Here is a 4,863-nt window from a genome sequence, read left to right as displayed (position 1 = left end):
CGGGCCAGGGCCCGCAGCTCCGCCGCGACCGCCGGACCATCAGTCTGTAGGTCCTGGGTGCGGATCTTCTTCGACACCAGGACCTCGGATGCCGCGATGGTGCGCAGCGCGGCCGCGACCGTGCGCGGCAGCGACCCGGACTCGCCCCGGTACAGGGCGGACAGGTCATCGTATGAGAGCAGTGGCCCGGTCTCGGTGGTAGCCGGGTCAGCGATGTGGAGACGCAGCAGGGTCTCGGTCTGGTTGTCCATGAACACGGCCGTGCGCCTCCTTGAAGATTGGTGGGGCCGGGTGAGAGGTGCCCCAGACGGGGTTGCTCACATCACCCGGCCATGACGGGGTCAGGCGCCCTTGGACGCCCACACGCCCGGGGTGAACCCGGGATCGATGCCCAGCACGGAACGGCCCCGGTAGGAGATCGTGTCGTCCTTGAACGACCCGTCCTGCGGGGACAGGGCACCGCCGCCCAGGGACTGGCCCTGCGCGTTCTCCACACGGATGTCGACCTCCGGGTGGCCGGCGAGGCTGGTGCGGATGATCGAGGGCAGGTCCGAGCCCTTGCCCTGGATCAGCGCCCACGCGGTCCCGGAACCGGTGCCGAGACGCTTGCCCACGGCACGGGACTCCAGCGGCTTCACCACGTTGCGGAACGGGTTGTCCTGGACCTGCTTCGTGGACTTGGAACCGTCGGTGGTGGTGATCTCCACCTTCTCCAGGTGCACGAGCAGCGCCTGCACCTGGGACCGGAGTGCCGGGCCGTGCACCAGGTACAGGCTGGACACGTCCACGAGCTCGTCGCGGTGGTTCTCGCGGATGGCGAGCTCGTTGATGGCCTTCTGGAGGTTGTCCGCGGTGAGCGGGAGGGTGGACACGGACTTGAAGAAGCCCTGGTTCCAGGCGCCGTTCTTCACGAGCAGGTCCGCGACGGCGGAGTTCTGCGTCTTGATCGCACCCTGGGCGAGGTCGCGGGGGAAGTCCGCGATGTCCGAGAAGCGGCGGTCCAGGAACAGCTCCCAGGTGACCTTCGCCACCGTGCCGTACTTGCCCAGGCCGTGCTCCAGGCTGGTCTCCTTCTTGACCCCGCCCTTGTACTCATCGCCCTCGCGGACGCGCTCGAACTCGTCGGCACCCCACAGGTCCACCAGGCGGCGCCGGTTGAAGTCGGGGACGGTCGTGTCGAACACGACGTCCTCGAACTCCTTGGGGGTGTCCTTGTAGGCGGTGATCGCGGTCGCCTGGAGTCCCTGCCCGAGGAGGACGGGGAAGTCGGAGGTGCTGAACGCCTCGCGCAGGGTGGCGATGGCGGTGATGTTGCCGGCCTCGGCCCGCTTGAGCAGCAGGCCGGCCTCGATGACCTTCTCGTCGTGGGAAGGGGCTCGGCGGAAGCCCTCGCGGGCCAGGTCGATGCTGACGGTCATGATGTGTGCCTCCTAGGCGAAGTCGGGTCAGGCCGCGGCGACGGCGACGGCCGGGTTGTGTCCGAAGGGGGCGACCTCGGCGGGGCCGGTGCCGGTGCCCTTGGCGAGCACGGCGACACCGAACGGGAAGTTCCCGGTCGCGGTGGCGGTCAGGGTGCGGTCGGCCTTGATGTAGACGACCTGGCCCTCGGTGAGGGCTCCGGCGACGTCGATCATGTGGGAGCCGTCGAGCCACACGGTGGCCTTGCCGTCGGGCTGCCGGTCGATCTGGGCGACACCGGCGACCGCGCCGACGCGGACGGGCTGACCGGACTTGACGCCCTCGGGGACGGTGAGGGCGATGTGGTCGAAGTGGGTGTAGCGCTGGTTCATTGCCATGGTGGTGAGCCCTCCTGGTCAGGCGCGGTAATTGTTGATGCGGGCGGCGATGTCGGCGGCGGACATCCGGCCCAGGTCGGACTCGTTCACGGTGATGGTGTAGGGGCCGACGTTCGGGGTGGCCGGGTCCACGGTCAGGGCGGCCGCGGCCTCGGTGACCTCGGTGCGGAGCGTGTCCGGGTCGAAGTCCTCGCCGGTGGCGGCGGACTCGGCGGCGCGCACGATGAACGCGGGCGCGTTGTCGCCGAAGGACTCCGCGACGATGGCGCGGGCGTCCGCGAGGGCACGCTCCCGCATGGTCTTCGCGGCGGCCTCAGCGGCCTCCTTCAGAGCGGTGTTCTCCGCGGCCAGGGTGTCCCGCTCAGCGGCCAGCTCAGCGGCCTTCGCCTCCGCCTCGTTGGCCCGGCGGTCGGCCTCGGAAGCCCGGGTGAGGGCCTCGGTCAGGTTGGTGTCAGCCATGCTGGCGTCCTCCTTCTTGGTGGTCTCGCCCGCCGGGTTGGTGGGGGAGTTGTGGGGGTCTGTGGTGGCCGCTTCTTCGGCGGCACGAGTGGCGGCTTCGAGGACGGCCTCGATGCGTCCGCCACGGCCAGCGACCGTAACTAGGTCGGCACGATTCATGCGGTCCGGGATGATGCGTTCCACCACCCGCCCGGTGTCGGCTTCGCTGATCTCGGCGGCGGCGCTGATGGACACGCCGATGAACTCGCCGAAGTCGTCCACGAAGGACCGCCACGCGGACCCGATGCGGGCCTCAGCGACGAGTGCGCCGTCTTCGTAGCGGGCGTCCTCGTCCAGGACGCCGACGAGGTTCCGTAGGGAGCCCTCTGGGCGTTCCATGAGATCGCCGGGGGTGGAGTGGTCGAGGTGCATTTGCGTGCCACGGGGGAAGGCCCGCTCGGTGGCGGCCTTTTCCAGGACTTCGCGGGTGTAGGTGCCAGACGACCCGGTGCCCTCGTCGATGATGCGGACCCGGATGCGTCCGGGGCCGGTCCGGGCCAGTGTTCCGGTGGCCTCCCGGATGGTGGTCTGCACGTGGCCTCCTAGACTTGGTGGCATGGGTGAGTGTGTGGCGGCTGATGGGCACCAGTGGGTGCTCACGGGCGCGCACTTGTCCCTGTCTGGGCCGTCCTTGATCTGGCAGGAATGCCGGGTGTGTGGGGCGACCGGCCTGTGGTCACCCTGTGGCGGGGAGGTCCCGGACAGGGGTTGACACGTGGCTGGCCCGCCATTCCGGGTTCTCCCGGCGCGTGGACAGCGCCGACCAGTCACCACCGGCCCGCAGGAAGTCCGCCCGCCCCTTGCCCAGGATCGCGTCCTGCGAGTCCTCGGTGAGGTTGTCGAACCAGGCGTCCCGCTGCCCCTTGTAGTCGGTGGGCGGGGGCTCCTTGACCCCAACGAACCCGAGTTCAGCAGCGGTCTTGGTGCGGTACACGAACGTGCACCGGCCCTGGACGTGGTCCTCGGGACCGAACGCGTCGGGCGGGAACTCGGTGCCGTGCATGCCCAGGCAGGATGGGCAGGTGCGGCTGTCCAGGGTGGCAACCCACACAGCCGCCGCGATCACGTTCGCGTTGCGTTCGGCCATGGCCTGGTCAGCCCGCCTATGACTGTCGAGCATTTCTGTGCGGGCGATCCGCTCCGCCCTCGCCAACCCGCCCATGAACTGGCCTTGGGTGCGGGCCATGATCTGCCTCGCCACGGCACGCGGGTTCGCGCCCACGGTCACACCACGGATCAGTTCGGCCTTCATGAGCTCGGCGGTGACCACGGGTAGGGCCAGTGTCTTGGCCTCGATCCGGTCCACGGTGCGGGCCACGATCTCGTCGACCGCTGCCGGGTCCAACACACCCATGCCGAGCCGGCCGGGTGCACCCTCGGGGAGTTGCGCGGCCAACTGCTCATAATGCGTGTCGGCGGCGGCGAGCACGATGGGGGTGATGTCCGCGGACACCGCCGCATGCGTGGTTGCGGCCAGGTCATCGAGGGTGTCCTGGGCGCGGGCCAACGCCTGCATGATCCTGCGATCACGGGCCATCTGCGCGGCCGCGATCACATCCCCGGGTTGGGCGTCCTCAAGGCGGGCCAGGGCGGCCTCGAACTCGGGTGAGAGTGCGTCCCAGGCCCGCACCCACGCTTTCGCGAGGTCGAGGGTCACCTGGTCGGTGATCTCCACGGTGTGGGCGCGGCCCTGGCGGGCGATCTGCACGACCTGCGGGGTTTCGGTCACAGGTCGTCTCCCTGTCGGGCGCGGCGGGCAGCGTCCATACCGGCGGCCATGGCTGTGGACATTTGCGGGTCCACCCATTCCCCGTCGTCACCGGTGATGCGGGCGAGTTCGCCTTCGACGTCTTCGACTTCGAGGACGGTGAGGAGTAGGCGGGCGATGGTGAGCGGGTGCAGCGTGTTCGTGCCAGCCGCCTTCGACACGGCCTCGACCGCAGCTTCGAGGTTGTCGTCCTGGATGTCGGGGAAGATCACGTCGATGACCGGTTCCTGGCCTTGCGGCCAGTCGATGATCTTGCGGTCCCCGACCTGCCGGACCGTCCCCTTGAGCGGGTGGTTGGGGGCTTCGACGCACATCCGGAGCTTGAACATGATGGACGCCCGGTAGGCGTCTGCCCAGACCCGCTGCCTGGCCTGGAATGCCAGCCGCATGGGCCGGTCCAGGGTTTCCGCAACAGCGCGGGCACCTTCCTGACCGGGGTCGGCGGTGAGCACAGTCACGGGCAGGCCGACACCGGCGGCGACCATGGCCGCGTAGGGGCGACCCAGGGACGGGTCCACACCGTTGAACGAGGGGGTGCTGATGCTGGACCCGGCGTCACCGTACATGGTGCCACCGGCGGGGCCGAGAGTGGCCTGCGCGGCCGCACGGGCTGTCGCTGCCGGGTTGCCCTTGGAGGACACGAACCGGGCGATCTTCGTCAGCGCCTCGTAGAGGGCCTGGGTGTCCTGGAGGAACGCGGAGTAGCGGCGGACCCAGGTGAGGGCGGACCATCCGTCGCCGACCCCCCACACGGCGGACCGGCCAACAGGGTTGACCCGGACGCGCAGGACCGCGCAGCCG

6 protein-coding genes are annotated in these 4,863 nt (G+C 69.7%); all 6 read right to left on the bottom strand.

The genetic code is table 11. The annotated features are described in order from the left end of the window. Window positions 1–257: hypothetical protein (locus UN64_RS21540; protein WP_139343229.1), on the bottom strand; the 257-nt coding region annotated here is incomplete at its 3' end. A gap of 84 nt (window positions 258–341) precedes the next feature. Continuing rightward, complete coding sequence (locus UN64_RS21535) at window positions 342–1,418, bottom strand: phage major capsid protein (RefSeq protein WP_077365919.1); 1,077 nt, start codon at window positions 1,416–1,418, stop codon at window positions 342–344. 27 nt (window positions 1,419–1,445) lie between these two features. Further along, window positions 1,446–1,796: a DUF2190 family protein gene (locus UN64_RS21530; protein WP_077365917.1), complete on the bottom strand. Its 351-nt coding sequence runs from the start codon at window positions 1,794–1,796 to the stop codon at window positions 1,446–1,448. Window positions 1,797–1,814: 18 nt separating this feature from the next. After that, entirely contained in the window at window positions 1,815–2,828 is a 1,014-nt protein-coding gene (locus tag UN64_RS21525; RefSeq protein WP_077365915.1) for a hypothetical protein, read from the bottom strand. A gap of 142 nt (window positions 2,829–2,970) precedes the next feature. Next, entirely contained in the window at window positions 2,971–4,023 is a 1,053-nt protein-coding gene (locus UN64_RS21520) for a phage minor head protein (RefSeq protein WP_171978983.1), read from the bottom strand. Further along, a partial coding sequence (locus UN64_RS21515) for a hypothetical protein (protein ID WP_171978982.1) occupies window positions 4,020–4,863 on the bottom strand: 844 nt, incomplete at its 5' end. The genes UN64_RS21515 and UN64_RS21520, both read right to left, overlap by 4 nt.

The sequence above is a fragment of the Fictibacillus arsenicus genome (genome assembly GCF_001999465.1).
Lineage (GTDB): Bacteria > Bacillota > Bacilli > Bacillales > Fictibacillaceae > Fictibacillus > Fictibacillus arsenicus.
Note: the sequence above shows the minus strand (reverse complement) of the source record. Positions and strands in the feature narration are given on the sequence as shown.

Bases quoted from the DNA above. Each gene is read 5' to 3' on its own strand.
- UN64_RS21530 (WP_077365917.1), bottom strand. From the start codon at position 1,796: ATGGCAATGAACCAGCGCTACACCCACTTCGACCACATCGCCCTCACC.
- UN64_RS21535 (WP_077365919.1), bottom strand. From the start codon at position 1,418: ATGACCGTCAGCATCGACCTGGCCCGCGAGGGCTTCCGCCGAGCCCCT.